The 15,807-nt window shown below is 37.6% G+C and carries 15 protein-coding genes; 7 read left to right on the top strand and 8 right to left on the bottom strand.

What is annotated here, in order from left to right:
* Positions 1-47: 47 nt before the first annotated feature.
* The 6 genes from CPT03_RS03005 to CPT03_RS03030 form a co-directional block, all read right to left on the bottom strand.
* Complete coding sequence (locus CPT03_RS03005) at positions 48-1,076, bottom strand: tetratricopeptide repeat protein (RefSeq protein WP_099437451.1); 1,029 nt, start codon at positions 1,074-1,076, stop codon at positions 48-50.
* Positions 1,077-1,148: 72 nt separating this feature from the next.
* The gene (locus CPT03_RS03010) at positions 1,149-2,333 is read right to left on the bottom strand and encodes a class I SAM-dependent methyltransferase (RefSeq protein ID WP_099437452.1); all 1,185 of its coding nucleotides are present in this window, start codon (positions 2,331-2,333) and stop codon (positions 1,149-1,151) included.
* A complete protein-coding gene (locus CPT03_RS03015; protein WP_099437453.1) occupies positions 2,326-3,603 on the bottom strand; it encodes an aspartate kinase in 1,278 nt (425 codons plus the stop codon). Before CPT03_RS03015 ends, CPT03_RS03010 begins: the two co-directional genes overlap by 8 nt.
* Positions 3,603-4,412 (bottom strand): DUF3298 and DUF4163 domain-containing protein, encoded by an 810-nt coding sequence (locus tag CPT03_RS03020; protein ID WP_099437454.1) that lies wholly within the window; start codon positions 4,410-4,412, stop codon positions 3,603-3,605. Before CPT03_RS03020 ends, CPT03_RS03015 begins: the two co-directional genes overlap by 1 nt.
* A 1-nt stretch (position 4,413) precedes the next feature.
* Positions 4,414-4,878: a GNAT family N-acetyltransferase gene (locus CPT03_RS03025; protein ID WP_099437455.1), complete on the bottom strand. Its 465-nt coding sequence runs from the start codon at positions 4,876-4,878 to the stop codon at positions 4,414-4,416.
* Positions 4,875-5,564: a YggS family pyridoxal phosphate-dependent enzyme gene (locus CPT03_RS03030; RefSeq protein WP_099437456.1), complete on the bottom strand. Its 690-nt coding sequence runs from the start codon at positions 5,562-5,564 to the stop codon at positions 4,875-4,877. Before CPT03_RS03030 ends, CPT03_RS03025 begins: the two co-directional genes overlap by 4 nt.
* A 72-nt stretch (positions 5,565-5,636) precedes the next feature.
* On the opposite strand from CPT03_RS03030, the gene CPT03_RS03035 reads away from it, so the two are divergent.
* The 5 genes from CPT03_RS03035 to CPT03_RS03055 are packed head-to-tail and all read left to right on the top strand — an operon-like array spanning position 5,637 to position 11,193.
* Positions 5,637-6,251, top strand: a complete 615-nt coding sequence (locus CPT03_RS03035; protein ID WP_099437457.1) for a DUF4296 domain-containing protein — start codon at positions 5,637-5,639, stop codon at positions 6,249-6,251.
* 13 nt (positions 6,252-6,264) lie between these two features.
* On the top strand, positions 6,265-8,637 hold the full coding sequence (locus tag CPT03_RS03040; protein ID WP_099437458.1) for an endonuclease MutS2: 2,373 nt from the start codon (positions 6,265-6,267) through the stop codon (positions 8,635-8,637).
* A gap of 46 nt (positions 8,638-8,683) precedes the next feature.
* On the top strand, positions 8,684-9,772 hold the full coding sequence (locus CPT03_RS03045; RefSeq protein ID WP_099437459.1) for a PQQ-dependent sugar dehydrogenase: 1,089 nt from the start codon (positions 8,684-8,686) through the stop codon (positions 9,770-9,772).
* Positions 9,773-9,821: 49 nt separating this feature from the next.
* Positions 9,822-10,523 carry a CoA transferase subunit A gene (locus CPT03_RS03050; RefSeq protein WP_099437460.1) on the top strand — a complete coding sequence of 234 codons (702 nt, stop codon included), beginning with the start codon at positions 9,822-9,824 and terminating at the stop codon, positions 10,521-10,523.
* A gap of 10 nt (positions 10,524-10,533) precedes the next feature.
* Positions 10,534-11,193: a CoA transferase subunit B gene (locus CPT03_RS03055; protein ID WP_099437461.1), complete on the top strand. Its 660-nt coding sequence runs from the start codon at positions 10,534-10,536 to the stop codon at positions 11,191-11,193.
* Positions 11,194-11,219: 26 nt separating this feature from the next.
* Here CPT03_RS03055 and CPT03_RS03060 read toward each other — a convergent pair whose 3' ends face one another.
* Positions 11,220-11,873: a uridine kinase gene (locus CPT03_RS03060; protein ID WP_099437462.1), complete on the bottom strand. Its 654-nt coding sequence runs from the start codon at positions 11,871-11,873 to the stop codon at positions 11,220-11,222.
* A complete protein-coding gene (locus CPT03_RS03065; protein ID WP_099437463.1) occupies positions 11,863-13,065 on the bottom strand; it encodes a LysM peptidoglycan-binding domain-containing protein in 1,203 nt (400 codons plus the stop codon). The genes CPT03_RS03060 and CPT03_RS03065 overlap by 11 nt, the downstream gene beginning before the upstream one ends.
* 182 nt (positions 13,066-13,247) lie before the next feature.
* Between CPT03_RS03065 and CPT03_RS03070 the strand changes: the two genes are divergently transcribed.
* Positions 13,248-13,727, top strand: a complete 480-nt coding sequence (locus CPT03_RS03070) for a Dps family protein (RefSeq protein ID WP_099440990.1) — start codon at positions 13,248-13,250, stop codon at positions 13,725-13,727.
* A gap of 120 nt (positions 13,728-13,847) precedes the next feature.
* Positions 13,848-15,683: a UbiD family decarboxylase gene (locus tag CPT03_RS03075; RefSeq protein ID WP_099437464.1), complete on the top strand. Its 1,836-nt coding sequence runs from the start codon at positions 13,848-13,850 to the stop codon at positions 15,681-15,683.
* Positions 15,684-15,807 lie beyond the last annotated feature (124 nt).

Raw genomic sequence — 15,807 nt, forward strand, 5'->3', positions numbered from 1 at the left:
ATACAAGTATTCCGGGGCTTTCTTTTTTTATTATACTATTGAAGATATCAATTATGTGAGTTTGCAGCTTCCCAAACAGAGTAGTCAGTTAAAAGCTGTTCATGTTCTGTTATCCATTTTTTCTTTTCTTCCTGATTCGAGCTAAAGCTTATAATGCGCGCTATTAATGGCATAAATTCCGATTTAGATAATTTATAAAAATAATCTGCATAAAAAGACCAGAAAAAATCCTTTTCCTTTTTCTTTTCAGAAAGTTCTCCAACAATTCCAAAGATGGTTTTAAGTTGTAGCTCTAGTTGATCAGCCCCGGTTAAACCAGCCATTTCGGGCGAAAGTGAAGATATTGATAAGGCCAGACTTGCCGCACCTAAATCAGGGTCCTTTTCAGCGGCATTATGGTTAATCGTAATGTTGGTTACACCATCTTTTTTAGTGGTTCCGGAACTGAGAATTGATGTAACATCCTGATAAGCTTTAACAGAGCGCTGGCTATTTGGTTCCAGTATCAGAAAGTTGCAATAGCCAAGTAATGCACAAATTTTGTTACCAGAATCAGCCATGTTAATTAAGCCGTATAATCTGTGGCTGCTGGCATGCTTTGGGTTTAACTGCAATGATTTAGTTAAACATTGTAACGCCTCTTCATTTTTACCCTGTCGGCTATATGTTATTGCAAGGTTAAAATATAAACCCTGATATTCAGGTTGTGCCTTTATACCAAGCTTATAATACTCGATAGCTTTATCAGTTTTTCCCTGGTTATCGTAAATACTACCCAACATATCATAAGCTCCACCTTTGTTAGTAGCATTCCCTTCAATTATCTTATTCAGATATGGAATGGCATCTTTGTCAGATTTAGAACTGAAAAGCGTGTAGGCAATTTCATAATTCGCTGTTGAATTATCAGGGTCTAGCTTTAATGCTTCTTTATATTTTCCAAGAGCCTCTTCAAATTTACCGGCGTCATGAAGTTTAACCCCTTCAGATATTAAGCCATTAATCTGGTTTTTATCCTGGCTTAAAACAGCAGTTGAAATAAATAATGATAGGAGAAAGAGCGATAATTGTTTCATGATCAGAGAAATGGTTATGATAGTTTGGTTATCATAAAGCTAAATTAAATTGATCAATTTTTTGCTGGTTATTTAATAGTGTTGCAGTATTTCGGCATCTATTATTAAATAATTATTGCCTGCACCCTGTGTAAATACCAGGAATTTATTGTGATCAGGTTTTATTTTATATTTTTTTACCAGGTTTTCTGCCTTATCTGGATAGTTTCTGGCAATTAGATTTCTCCTAAGTAACTTTTCCTTTTTAAGATCGCCGGCTGATAAAAGGCTGTTGATCTTAAAAATTCTGCCCGGAAAGGAGGGATCCAAGTGCTCTGAAACATACAGTTGAGTTTGATGGTGGAGTTTTTTTAATTTAAACCTTTTAGCTATCAGGTTAAAAGCTCCACTTTTAAGCAGCGCTGCATCTGGTTCATAAAGGTAGCCAGAAGGATTTTCGCCGAGCAATTCAACTTCCGTTTCTTCCTCACCTTTAATAAATGAGAATTCCTTTTGCAATTCATTTATGGTAACCGCTTTTATTATTGGCTGTTGCGTTGGTTTGTTGCTATCAATAACCCATAGCAATTCCTTGCACTCGTTTTTTAAGCTAACAATATGAACTTCAGAAACATTGCCAAGTTCCTTTAAACCAGCGGTAATATCTAATAATGGGGCAGTTTTAATAATAATGCGTTTTGATTTGGACAATAATAAATCCAAATGCTCAACAACATTCGGAGTGCAGTCCTTTAACATAAAAACTTTGCCTGCCGAACTTCTTCTTGCCGGATCCAGATAGATCGTATCAAAGGTTTCACCAGATTTTTCAAGTACTGCAATGCCATCTTCCGCTAAGCATTTAATATTTGTTTGTCCCAACGCAAGGGCATTATGAGCAGCTATTTCCGAAAGGTCTTTATTGATTTCGCAATGCATTAAGTTTTTAACTGTTTTTGCAAAATAATAACTGTCTACTCCAAAACCCCCGGTAAGATCTATTAAACTGTCGCCAATAGCCAGGCCTGCTTTGTAGGAAGCTGTTGTTTCAGATGAACATTGTTCGATAGAAAGTAAGGCTGGGTAATAAATAGAATACGTTTTATACCAGCTGGGTAGCTTTTTTACCGATTTGTTTTTTGCAGCAATCTGATTAGCCAGCTCCTTGGAACTAACATCTTTAAACGGACTTTTAGACATAGCGAGTTTATGTACATCATCATTTAAATGATTTTTAATGTACTCCTGAACCTCGCTATCTAAAACATGCCTATTCAACTGTTGTCTTGTCCCTCATTACAATCTGACAAGTATATCTGCTTTTAACCTCTAAAAGAATGTTCTTGTTAACAGTTACCCTATCTATGGTTTGCTGGTTGTAGTACCTTATGGTAACTAATTCCAGACCTGTATTATATTTAACCTTATAGTGTTGTGACAGATCGGCTATCAGTGCTTCCAGTTTTTTAGGATCATGATCAAAACTTACCGAAAAACTGATGGCAGAGTTTAGCATGGTGGTAATTTTTACCTTATGCTTATGGAACAGGCTAAAAATATCACTTAAGTTTTCTTCTATAATGAAAGAGAAATCTTTAGGGAAAATAGAGATCAATGCCTGGTTCACCTTAAATATAAAAGATGGAACAGGTAAGTGATTATCAGCACCGGTAATGTCTGTGCCTTCTGCTTTATGATCAAGAAAAGAACGTACATATAAAGGAATGTTCTTATTCTGAATTGGCTTAATAGTTTTAGGGTGGATAATGGTTGCCCCATAGTAAGCAAGTTCAATTGCATCATGATAGGATAAGCGTGGAATCCTTTCCGTTTCATCAAACCACTTAGGGTCTGCGTTTAAAACACCAGGCACATCTTTCCAGATGGTTAGTGAGCTTGCATTCAGGCAGGAAGCAAATATTGCAGCTGAATAATCAGAGCCATCTCTGCCCAGAGTAGTGGTAAAGTTTTCGCTTGTACTTCCAATAAAACCCTGGGTAACGGCAATACACTGTTCTAAAACAGGGTTAAGTTTTTTCTGTATTTCCTGTTCTGTTTTTTCCCAGTTTACCTGTGCCTCGCGGTAGCTGTTATCTGTATGAATAAAATTTCGTGCGTCAACCCATTGTACATTACAACCCGTTTCATTTAAATAGGCTGCGGCTATTTTAGTAGAAACTATTTCGCCTATTGAAACTATCTGATCGTAAATATAATCTGCCGCATCGTCGGGTTCTTCTTCAAGCAACCAGTCTATTTCTACAAATGAATTGGCAACATCGTTATACACCGGGTTACTTTCATCAGGGAATAATTCACCAATGATGCTGAAATGGAATTGTTTTACATCTTCAAATATCTGATGCACATCATTAAGGCCGGTTAAGTAAGCTTTTGTTAATTCCTCTAGCTTATTGGTAACCTTACCCATTGCTGAAATAACGATTAACAGGTTATTTTTTTGATTGCGTTCTATAATGATGTTGGCCAGATTTCTTACCCCTTCGGCATCTTTAACAGATGCTCCTCCAAATTTGTATACCTCCATTAATTTGTGTGACTTAGTAGTGAGTTAGGTTTAGCAATTTCTTTTAATTCGCTGAAAGGAATAACCAATTCTGTTGTACCATAAACATAAGCCTTAATTTCGTAAGGATTGTAAAGGAACATTAAACCCTGATCAGTTATGGTAAAATTATCATTCAGTTTAAATGTGTCTTTTTCAAAGAAATAGCCATCCTTTAAGCTAGCTGTTGCGCTAAGCTTTTCATTTTTTCTGAATATCTTTTCGGCTATTGCAGTAAGCTTTATCATTGAGCCTGGCTGAATTAATGAATCTAAAAGAATTTCCTGATGCGTTACCGGGTTGTAATTAATGTAAGTGAATATGCTGTTTGGATGTGCACCGCCTGCATAATTAACATAGGTGTTTAATAACGACAGGTAGCCCGGTTTTTGCGTAACAACCTTGGCTTTAATGTCTAAAAACCAGGTTTGTGGATAGTCTTTTTCCGATTTTTTAAAATCATCATAGCCTTTAATAAAATCAGACGCATAGTCATTGTAAGTTTTGTAATTTTTACCAGAATCTGCAGTAAGTTTTATTTTGCTTTCAATAAACTGGTTTATTTTTTCGTCATTAAACAAAGGGTAAGAAATAACAGCTTTAGAAGTATCTGTAACCGTCTTGTTTATTGACACAGGCGTTTTGCTGTAAACTTTTACAGAATCATATTTAAAAGTTAATGAATCTGTACTTGTTGCCAGGTTTGCCGTATCAGCAGTATTGCTGCTTTTATTTTCGCTCTGGCAAGCCATAAACCCTATGGCGATAACAAATAGTCCTAATTTTTTCATGTTACTTTGAAATTTGTTCCTTTGTTAAGGATCCGTTTAACCATCCTGCCTCCAGGTCGGCAGCATACTTTTTATAAAAATTAATTGCCGGTTCGTTCCAATCCAACACCTGCCACACCATACCATTGTAGTTCTTCTCTTTTGCTTCTTTAACAACAGTTTCAAAAAGTAGTTTTCCAACCCCTTTTCCTCTACATTCCTCTGTTACAATAAAATCTTCAAGATATAGTCGGGAACCTTTCCAGGTCGAATACCTTACATAATATAATGCAAAGCCAACAATTTTATCATTATCTTCAGCAACAAAAGCTTTCCATACTTTGTTTTCACCAAAACCTGCTTCTGTAAATTCATCCAGTGTTACAGTTACTTCTTCAGGTGCTCTCTCATAAATAGCCAGTTCATTAATTAATTCCAACAATCGCGTACAATCTTCCCGTTCTGCTACTCTTAACGTAATGCTCATTCTGTTTTATAATGTTTAATCTTCCTTTTACCAAAAATACTGCTGCCAACCCTTACCATTGTGCTGCCTGCTTCAATTGCTAGTTTGTAATCGCCAGACATGCCCATCGAGATTTCCTTAAAGTAATCATCTTTTCTAAAAAAGCTTACTTTAATGCCGTCAAAAAGCACTTTTAACTCGGTAAATTCATCAAGCGTTTGCTTTTCAGAAGCGTTGTTACTTGCAATACCCATTAAACCTACAATCCGCACGTTTTTAAGGGCCGTAAATTCATCTGATCTAAGCAGTTCAATCGCTTCGTCAAATCCAAGGCCGAATTTGGTATCCTCATCGGCAATATAAATTTGCAGTAAACAATCAATTACACGCTTATTTTTAGCAGCTTGCTTATTTATCTCGGTTAACAGTTTCAAACTATCAACAGACTGGATCAATTTAACAAAAGGAGCAATGTACTTTACTTTATTGGTTTGCAGATGACCAATCAAGTGCCATTCAATATCTTTAGGCAGTTGTGCTTCTTTATCAGCCAGTTCCTGAACAATGTTTTCTCCAAAAACCCGTTGCCCTGCATTGTATGCTTCCATAATTGCCGCAGGCTCCTGGTATTTCGAAACCGCAATTAATTCTGTCTGCGTACTATCTAATTCTTTTTTATATTCTAATAAGTTATCTGCTATACTCATTTATCAGTATTTTTGGTAAAAATAAGAACCTTAGCGAACTTTGTCTAAGAAATAATGATGTTTTAGCCCATAATGAAGAACTTTATATACACAGCCTTCCTGTTTTTATTTGTTGCAGGCTGTAAGCCAGGTATTCCTTCCGATATTATTCAGCCCGATAAAATGGCTTTAGTATTAAATGATATCCATATTGTAGATGCCTATATTACTACTATACCTTACCTGGATTCCTCAAAAAAGACGGCTGCGGCCTTTTATAATGGCATTTATAAGAGATATGAAATAGACTCAGCGTTGTATGGCAAGAGCATGGCTTACTATAGTCAGCATCCTAAAATATTAGACGAGATCTACACAAAAGTAACAAAGGGATTAAACAAGCAAAAGGGCGTGTTGGTAAAAGCCGATTCATTGGTAAATGCTAAGGCTGCTAAGATCCTTAAAGCTAAGATGAAGGTTGATTCAGCGAAACGGGCCGACTCTTTGAAAAAGGTTACCGCACCGCAAAGAGCTAAATTTAAGGCCGATTCTTTAAAAAAGGTTCTTGCAGTGAAAAAGGCCGATTCTATTAAGAAAGTAGATTCGACCAAAAAAGCTAAGGCGGTTTTAAGAAAAGCCCTTAGGAAAAAACGGGCTGACTCTATTAAAGCCAGTGCGTTATTAAAGAAAACTATTAAGAAAAAATAAGATAAAAATAGGAATGTTATATCCGGAGAATTGTTTAGAGCGTTTGGGGTTTAATGAGGTAAAACAACTTATTTACGCACACTGCCTGAGCACTATGGGGCAGCAGATGGTAGGCAAAATGCAGGTGATGACCAAGTTTGATCAGATCAATAAGTTTTTGAGGCAAACAAATGAGTTTAAGAGTATTCTTGAAAACCAGGAACCACTGCAAATTAGTACATTTTTCGACATAAAATCTTTGGCCGATAAGATCAGGGTTGAAGGTACCTACCTTATTGAAGATGAGTTACATCAAATGTATGCCTCATTGCAAACTGTATTTTCGGTGCTAAGGTTTTTTGATGAAAGAAAGGAAATTTATCCCAATCTGGAAGCATTGTTTGAACATCTTCCTGTCGAGAAGAATATCCTTAAGCGTATAGAATCTGTATTAGATCCAAAAGGTAAAATAAAACCAAATGCCTCTGCGGAACTTCAAAATATAATTGGAGAAATAGCAAAGGCAGAACAGGATGTAAGAAAAAGAATGGATGCTATTTACAAGCAGGCAATTAGTAATAATTGGGTTGCTGATGGTAGTTTAACCATACGCGATGGCAGAATGTGTATTCCGGTGCTTGCCGAAAATAAAAGAAAACTTAAGGGGTTTATACATGATGAGTCGGCAAGCGGACAAACTGTATACATAGAGCCCGAGGAGGTTTTTTCATTAAATAATAAGCTTAGAGATTTAGAATTTGATAAACGCAGAGAGATTATAAAAATTTTGATTGCGCTTACAAATGATCTGCGACCATATACACCACTTTTACTGTCGTACCATGGTTTTCTTACCAAGTTAGATTTTGTGCGCGCTAAGGCGCTGTTTGCTATTGATGTTGAGGCTGACATGCCCGTATTAATAAAGGAAGCAAAAACTAAATTGATTAATGCACGCCATCCACTACTATACCTTTCATTTAAAGAAGATAAGAAATCTGTAGTTCCGCTGAATTTTCATATGAATGAGAACATGCGGATTGTGCTGGTTTCAGGGCCCAATGCAGGGGGTAAATCAGTTTGTATGAAAACTGTTGGTTTGTTGCAGCTAATGGTACAATCAGGCTTATTGATTCCCGTACACGAATCAAGTGAGGTTGGGATTTTTGATAACATTTTTGCCGACATCGGCGATGATCAGTCTATTGAAAGTGATTTAAGTACCTACAGTGCTCACCTTACTAAAATGAAGTACTTTGTTGCACATGCAACTCCCAAATCGCTTGTTTTAATTGATGAGTTTGGAACAGGTACCGATCCGCAATTTGGAGGACCTATGGCCGAAGCTGTATTGGAAGTGCTGAATAATAAAAAAGTAAGGGGAGTAATTACCACTCACTACTCTAACCTGAAACTTTTTGCGGGTAATACGCCGGGACTGGAAAATGCCTCTATGTTGTTTGATAACGACAAGATGAAACCCATGTATGTGCTTGAAATTGGCAAGCCCGGAAGTTCTTATGCTTTTGAAATTGCCCAGAACATTGGTTTGCAAAAGGAAGTGCTGGAACTTGCAAGGGCTAAAACCGGAACTAACCAAAACAGGATAGATAGTTTACTGGTTGATCTGGAACGTGAAAAGAAACAAATCTACGATACAAAAATAAACCTCTCCAATCAGCAAAATAAAGTTAAGAACCTTGTTGCAGAAAATGAGAAGCTGAAGTTGTTTTTAGATGAGAATAAAAAAGTACTGATTAAAGAAGCAAAACTTGAAGCCCAGGCGATTATTAAAAATGCCAATAAATTGGTTGAGAATACCATAGCTGAAATTAAAGAAAGTAAGGCTGATAAGGTAGTAACTAAAGAACTGAGGCAAAATCTGCAAAAAGTATTGGTTCAGAATCATGTGAAGGAAGAGAAAAAGCCCGAGCCACCGATACTTGTTAACACCCCAATTGAAGTTGGCGATTGGGTACAGCTACACAATAGTGAAACTATGGGGCAGGTTCTTGAAATAAATCGTGATAATCTGGTTGTTGCCCTGGGTGATCTTCGTTCAGTACTAAAGAAAAATCGCGTTCAGAAAATTAGCAACAAACAAGCTAAAAAGGCAGTTCAGAACAATTCATTTACAGGTAGTATTTCAGAAGCAATATCAAGCTTTACAGCTGAACTGGATCTGCGTGGCATGCGTGGCGAAAATGCTTTACATGAATTAGAAAAATATCTTGACAAATCTATCATGCTTGGCTTCCCGTTTATTAAGATTATCCATGGTAAGGGCGATGGTATTTTAAGGAAACTGATTCGTGAATATTTGAAGAAATATAGTCAGGTAAACAGGGTAGAAGATGAGCATGCCGACAGAGGTGGCGATGGCATCACTTATGTTTATTTCAATTAGGTAAACTTATTTACATTTAGGATGTTGTATGAGAAAAAGACATCCTATGAAGCTATTAGTTGTAACTTTACTAGCCCTCTTTATGAGTGTGTCTTCGTGTAAGAAAAACAAATCCGGAGACACGCAGAACCCTGGTGATGTAGCTATAAAAACCAAAGTTTTGTCAACCGGATTATCGCATGTGTGGGAGATCGTTTATGGACCGGATAAACAATTGTGGATTACCGAACGTTCTGGTAAAATTAGCAGAGTAAACCCTGAAACAGGTGTTGTTGCCGCACTTCATACCATTACTGAAGTGGTATCAAAAGGAGAGGGCGGTTTGTTGGGAATGGCCTTAAATCCGGATTTTGGAGCAAATCCTTGGGTGTATGTTGTGTACGATTATGGTTCAAATTACAAGGGTAAAGTAGTTCGGTTTACTTATTCAAATGGCACCTTAAATTCGCCTTTGGTTATTCTTGATCAAATTCCGGCTGCATCTATCCACAATGGTTCGAGATTGCTGATTACTGCAGATAATAAACTTTTGATTACCACAGGTGATGCAAGTGAGGCTGATAATGCACAGAACATGAATTCTTTGTCGGGCAAAATACTTAGGGTAAATCTAGATGGAACTATTCCTGCCGATAATCCGGTTGCCGGTAGCAGGGTATGGAGTTTAGGACATAGAAACCCGCAGGGTTTGGTTTTGGCCAATGGAAAATTGTATGAATCTGAACATGGTCCTAATAACGACGATGAGGTAAACATTATTCAGAAAGGACGAAATTATGGCTGGCCAGAGGTTGAGGGGTACTGTAATAAGGATTCTGAAAAAGCATTTTGTACTACTCACAATGTAGTAGAGCCTATTCAGGCGTGGACTCCTACAATAGCCACCAGCGGCTTAACTTACTACAATGCTGATCTTATTTCTGAATGGAAAAATTCTTTATTACTGGTTAGTTTAAAAGCTTCTAAACTAACGCAGCTAAAACTTGATGCTGCGGGCGATAAGGTAGAAACCAGTAAAGATTATCTGATAAATGAGTTTGGAAGATTAAGGGCGATATGTGTAAGCCCTGATGGGAAAGTGTATGTTGGAAGCAGCAATGGCAGTGATGATAAAATTATAGAAATAGCGAAATAGTTTGGTTCTAACGCAATTTATAGTATAATTTAGTAACAAAACTTTTAGTATGATAAACAAAGTCGTAGCTGGGGCCGACGAAGCCATCAGTGACATAAAAAATGGTAGTACTTTAATGCTTGGAGGCTTTGGCTTGTGTGGGATACCTGAAAATTGTATTGCTGCCCTGGTAAGAAAAGGGGTTAAAGATTTAACCTGCATATCAAACAACGCAGGAGTTGATGATTTTGGCATTGGCCTGATGTTGCAGCATCGCCAGGTTAAAAAGATGATCTCATCCTATGTAGGTGAAAATGCTGAATTTGAACGTCAGCTATTAAGCGGTGAATTGGAGGTGGAGCTGATCCCTCAGGGTACTTTAGCCACCAGATGTATGGCTGCAGGTTATGGGATGCCCGCTATTTTTACCCCGGCAGGTGTAGGTACTGAGGTTGCAGAGGGTAAAGAAACCAGAAATTTTAATGGCAAAGATTACCTGATGGAATATGCTTTTGACGCTGATTTTGCCTTGGTAAAGGCCTGGAAAGGTGATACTACGGGTAATTTGATCTTTAGAGCTACAAGCCGAAATTTTAATCCTGTTATGGCTATGGCCGGAAAAATTACCATAGCCGAGGTAGAAGAACTTGTGGAGCCTGGAGTATTTGATCCGGATCATATTCATACACCGGGTGTTTATGTACACCGTATTTTTCAGGGTGCCAGCTATGAAAAAAGGATAGAACAACGCACAGTCAGACCAAGAAATTAATTCTATATATATGCTGGATAAGAATGGTATTGCGAAACGTATCGCAAAAGAAATAAAGGATGGTTACTACGTAAATCTGGGAATTGGTATCCCTACACTGGTAGCTAATTTTATACCCGAGGGAATTAATGTAGTGCTCCAATCAGAAAACGGTTTGTTGGGTATGGGGCCTTTCCCATTTGAAGGAGAAGAAGATGCCGATTTAATCAATGCCGGTAAACAGACCATTACAACTTTGCCGGGATCATCTATATTCGACTCGGCAATGAGTTTTGGTATGATCAGAAGTCAGAAAATTGATCTGACCATACTAGGTGCCATGGAAGTATCAGAAAACGGCGATATAGCCAACTGGAAAATACCCGGTAAAATGGTAAAGGGAATGGGAGGCGCGATGGACCTGGTAGCCTCTGCAAAGAACATAATAGTTGCCATGCAGCATGTAAATAAAGCTGGCGAAAGTAAGCTGTTGCCAAAATGTACTTTGCCGCTTACCGGAGTAAATTGCATAAAAAAAGTAGTTACTGAATTGGCCGTATTGGATATATTGCCCGAAGGTGGCTTTAGGTTAATTGAAAGGGCACCGGGAGTTAGTGTTGATTACATTAAGCAAGTTACAGCAGGTAAACTTTTTGCTGATGACAATATAGCTGAGATGATATTTGATTAATATTAATCATGCAAACATAAACAGGCTTATTCGGCCTGTTTATATTTACAATATTTTTCCTTCAAATCCACTGAAATTTCTTCAGTTATTTTGATGATGTCATCAGGGATGTCATTATTATTTACAACAACCTGATCACATTGGCCCTTATAAGGCAATAAGAACTCTTTGTAAGCAGGAACAACATGATTGTGCCATTTATAAAGCACATCTTCTTCAGGGTAGCCACGCTCTATACCGTCGCGTTTAATTCTGCGATCTAATGCTACAGATTCTTCTGCCTCAATAAAAATTGTGTAATCAAGAAGCGCAGCAATTTCCTTAAAATGCAAAATAAAAAGACCCTCTACAATAATAATAGGGGCGGGATTTATCTCCAGTATTTTAGTTACTGCCAGTGGATTGTTGAAATTGTATTCTTTTTTATAAACAACTTCACCCTTCAAAAGCTTCTTAATATCAAACAGAAATTGCTGATCGTCAATAGTTGAAGGTAAATCAAAGTTGTATAGTTTATTTTCTTCCTGAGTCATTTCACCTGCCGGAATGTAATAATCATCCTGTGAAATCAATGTTATCTCATCATTTTTAAAATGATGAAGAAAACAGTTCAGAAAGAAGGTTTTGCCGGATCCGCTACCACCCGCAATACCGATAATAAAGGGCTTATTATTGTTCATTCTCTTGTCCGCCGTATGTTAAATTGCAATAAAATCTTTTGTCTAAAGCGCCTAGTGCATCAGCAACCGCTTTAGTCATTACAATTATAACATCTTTTGTGGACTCATTTTCAGTAAATTTACCAACAACCTTTGCAAAGGTTGATCTGTTACTCATTGGGTTGGTAATTTTCATTACTGTACCAATTGGAGCAGTTCTGTGCAAAACCAACATTTTGCTCGGATCAAGGTCATTGTCCGAAATCCATACAGCAGTTCCCTTTTCGTCGATCTGGTTTAATCCATATCTGCTTGCAGCATATTTTAGCGATGGGTCTTTGATAGAGTTTAAAGTATCTACCGGGTGTTCTGGCTCTGGTGGAGCCACAGGATACTGGCCTCTGATCCATAATTTCTGACCAACAGATAATGAATTGTCTGTCAGGTTATTTTTAGCTTTTAGCTGATCCATTGTTAATTTGTAGCGCGTTGCAATAGAGTACATCGTCTCGTTTGATGCAACAGTATGGATCAATAACGGTTCGTTATCTTGTTTGGCCGAATCAGGTTTTGTAGTGTCTGGCTTAACAGGAGCAGGCTTTTGAATTGGCTGTGCGGGCTTAATACTGTCTTTTTTTACCACAATAGCAACTGGATCTTTTGCTGTGTTTTCAACAGGTGGAGTGTTGATTTTTTCAGGATCAACAGTTTCCAAAGGTGTCCCGTCAGGAGATTTGGTAGCAGGTATTTTTAATAACTGTCCAATTTGTAAATTTATAGATCTAAGGTTATTAACCCTTTTAATTTCATTAACGGTAGTGCCATATTTTTCGGCCAGCATGTTAAGGTTCTCTTTTTTCTGCACGGCATGTTCTATAAGGTTGCCTTCGGCAGGAGTGTCAGTAGCAGTTGGCGCTAATGTTTCTTTTGTACTTGCTGTAGTGTTTTGATTAGCTGAAAAAGGTATGTCTGTTGGTACTTTAATAATAACCCCAATTTGAAGATACTTATTGTCGTTAAATGTCATAACGTATTTAGGAACAACATTGTATCTTCTACCTATTGAGTAGTAAGTGTCTTTTGCGACAACTTTATGGACGATCAATTTTTTACCGTTGTAATTCTCAACCCCTATTGAATCTCTGGTGTTTGCTTTGGCTGATGTTAAACTAAGAAAAATGGCAAAGATTGATACTATATAATATTTATACATTAATTTTCTAATAAAGTAATTTCGCAATTATACGAATAATAAAAATAACCCCCGAATTGATAATATAAACGTTTCTTACAACTTACTATTGTATGTTTAAGAACATTTTTCAAACCATTTTTGTTAGATATTGTTATATTTTCAATTCCCGAGAGGGCGACAAAATAAAAAAAATAAATATTATGGACGCAAAAGAAATCAGTTTAAATGAAAAGAAAGTAAAACCCGTTGTAGATATGCTTAATGACTATTTGGCAAACTACCACGTTCATTATCAAAAATTAAGAGGATGCCACTGGAATATTAAAGGGCAGAATTTTTTTACACTACACATTAAGTTCGAAGAACTATATACGAATGCGCAGCTCACAATTGATGAGATTGCAGAGCGCGTTTTAACCCTTGGCAAAGCCCCTCATAGTCGTTTTGCTGATTATATTAAAGAATCTGCAATTAAAGAAATAAACACAATTGGTTTAAAAGACCTGGATATGGTTGATGCCGTTCTGGACGATATGGCTAAGCTAATTGAAATGGAACGTGAACTGCTTGATGCTACCGATAAAGCTGGCGATGATGGTTCTAACGATATGGTTAACAGATTTATGCAATTTAAAGAGAAAAATACCTGGATGCTCCGTTCGTTTGCGGGCAAAAAGTAAGTATAGCTCTTATATATGTTGATAAGACAAGCCCTCGGGCTTGTCTTATTTTTTAGGGCCTGTTTTAAGTTCCATATCTCTTTTGTCAGGTAACCTTATGTTTAATATATTTGGCCTGTAATGGGATATAAAAGTTTAGCAGACTGCGTTGCCGATCTGGAAAAGCATGGGCATTTGATCAGGATAAAAGAAGAGGTTGATCCTTACCTTGAAATGGCTGCAATACACTTAAGGGTGTATGAACAGCAAGGGCCGGCCTTATATTTCGAGAAAGTTAAAGGAAGCAAATTCCCCGCCGTATCAAATTTGTTTGGAACACTTGAACGTTCAAAATTCATGTTTCGTGATAGCCTGCCTAAGGTTGAACAACTTGTAAACCTTAGATCAGATCCTGTTAAAGCACTAAAAAATCCTTTTAAATTGCCTGGTATTGCTTTTACGGCATTAACCGCACTTCCTCTAAAACAGAGCTTGTTTAAGGCAACTTTTAGTAAAACTACCATTAGCGAATTGCCTCAAATTGTGAACTGGCCAATGGATGGTGGTCCTTTTATTACCATGCCTCAGGTTTATACTGAGGATATTGATAAGCCGGGAGTATTAAATGCCAATTTGGGCATGTATAGGATACAGCTGGCAGGTAACGATTACGAAACCAACAAAGAAATAGGATTACACTATCAGATACATAGGGGTATAGGCGTTCATCAATCAAAAGCCAATGCAAAAGGGCAGCCTTTAAAGGTGAGTATTTTTGTAGGCGGCCCCCCTTCTCATCCGCTGGCTGCGGTAATGCCATTGCCGGAAGGGCTTTCTGAAATGACTTTTGCTGGAGCCTTAGGTAACAGAAGATTCAGGTATTTTTATGATGATGAAGGATTTTGCATATCAGCTGATGCCGATTTTGTGATAACCGGTACCGTTTATCCGCAGGACAATAAACCCGAAGGGCCATTTGGCGATCATTTGGGCTATTATAGCCTTATCCATCCGTTTCCTTTAATGAAAGTGCATAACGTGTATCATAGAAATGATGCAATATGGTCATTCACGGTGGTAGGCCGACCGCCACAGGAAGATACCAGTTTTGGTGCCCTGATCCATGAAATTGCAGGATCTGCTTTACCCAAAGAAATACATGGATTAAAGGAAGTAAACGCTGTAGATGCGGCAGGAGTGCATCCTTTATTGTTTGCCATTGGAAGCGAGCGTTATACTCCTTATTTAAAGGAAAGGAGACCTCAGGAAATTTTAACTATTGCAAATCACATTCTTGGTAAAAATCAGCTAAGCTTAGCTAAATACTTGTTTATAGCTGCAAGAGAAGACAATGAACAGCTAGATACCCATAACCTTTCTGGCTTTATACAGCACGTATTGGAACGTATTGATTTGACAAGGGATTTGCACTTCTACACCAAAACAACTATCGATACTTTAGATTATAGTGGCGAAGGATTAAACAGTGGCTCGAAAGTAGTATTTGCCGCGGCAGGAGAAAAAAAGAGAATACTTGCTACACAGCTTCCTGATGATTTGATATTGCCGTCTGATTTTGGTTCTGTTAAGCTTGCTATACCGGGGGTAATTGCAGTGCAGCTTCCTGCTTATACCAGTGCAAAAGCAGCAAAGGCTGAGGTAGCGTTATTAGAGGCTGCTTTAAAAGGTAAAGACTTAAATGCTGTACCTTTAATTGTGCTTTGTGATGATGCTGAATTTACAGCTGAGAATATAAACAATCTGGTATGGGTAACCTTTACCCGTAGTAACCCGGCAACTGATATTCATGGTATTTCGGAATTTATTGACGATAAGCACTGGGCTTGTAATGGACCGGTGATAATTGATGCGCGTAAAAAACCACACCATGCGCCTGAGTTAATAAAGGTACCCGAAATAGAAGAAAAAGTTAATAAACTGGGGCAGCAGGGAGCCTCGTTATTTGGAGTGATTTAGTGTACTAGAAAAAAGATTAAAAAACTACTTTATTTAGAGTTAAAACAGCGTTTTTAAAGAGAATAGTCGTTCAGAGTCGTTACTAAGTCGTTAAAGAGTCGTTTGAAAGTCGTTTATTTTATAG

It is taken from the genome of Pedobacter ginsengisoli (genome assembly GCF_002736205.1).
In the GTDB taxonomy this organism is placed as follows: domain Bacteria; phylum Bacteroidota; class Bacteroidia; order Sphingobacteriales; family Sphingobacteriaceae; genus Pedobacter; species Pedobacter ginsengisoli_A.

Bases quoted from the DNA above. Each gene is read 5' to 3' on its own strand.
- CPT03_RS03005 (WP_099437451.1), bottom strand. From the start codon at position 1,076: ATGAAACAATTATCGCTCTTTCTCCTATCATTATTTATTTCAACTGCT.
- CPT03_RS03015 (WP_099437453.1), bottom strand. From the start codon at position 3,603: ATGGAGGTATACAAATTTGGAGGAGCATCTGTTAAAGATGCCGAAGGG.
- CPT03_RS03020 (WP_099437454.1), bottom strand. From the start codon at position 4,412: ATGAAAAAATTAGGACTATTTGTTATCGCCATAGGGTTTATGGCTTGC.
- CPT03_RS03025 (WP_099437455.1), bottom strand. From the start codon at position 4,878: ATGAGCATTACGTTAAGAGTAGCAGAACGGGAAGATTGTACGCGATTG.
- CPT03_RS03030 (WP_099437456.1), bottom strand. From the start codon at position 5,564: ATGAGTATAGCAGATAACTTATTAGAATATAAAAAAGAATTAGATAGT.
- CPT03_RS03035 (WP_099437457.1), top strand. From the start codon at position 5,637: ATGAAGAACTTTATATACACAGCCTTCCTGTTTTTATTTGTTGCAGGC.
- CPT03_RS03040 (WP_099437458.1), top strand. From the start codon at position 6,265: ATGTTATATCCGGAGAATTGTTTAGAGCGTTTGGGGTTTAATGAGGTA.
- CPT03_RS03045 (WP_099437459.1), top strand. From the start codon at position 8,684: ATGAAGCTATTAGTTGTAACTTTACTAGCCCTCTTTATGAGTGTGTCT.
- CPT03_RS03050 (WP_099437460.1), top strand. From the start codon at position 9,822: ATGATAAACAAAGTCGTAGCTGGGGCCGACGAAGCCATCAGTGACATA.
- CPT03_RS03055 (WP_099437461.1), top strand. From the start codon at position 10,534: ATGCTGGATAAGAATGGTATTGCGAAACGTATCGCAAAAGAAATAAAG.
- CPT03_RS03060 (WP_099437462.1), bottom strand. From the start codon at position 11,873: ATGAACAATAATAAGCCCTTTATTATCGGTATTGCGGGTGGTAGCGGA.
- CPT03_RS03065 (WP_099437463.1), bottom strand. From the start codon at position 13,065: ATGTATAAATATTATATAGTATCAATCTTTGCCATTTTTCTTAGTTTA.
- CPT03_RS03070 (WP_099440990.1), top strand. From the start codon at position 13,248: ATGGACGCAAAAGAAATCAGTTTAAATGAAAAGAAAGTAAAACCCGTT.
- CPT03_RS03075 (WP_099437464.1), top strand. From the start codon at position 13,848: ATGGGATATAAAAGTTTAGCAGACTGCGTTGCCGATCTGGAAAAGCAT.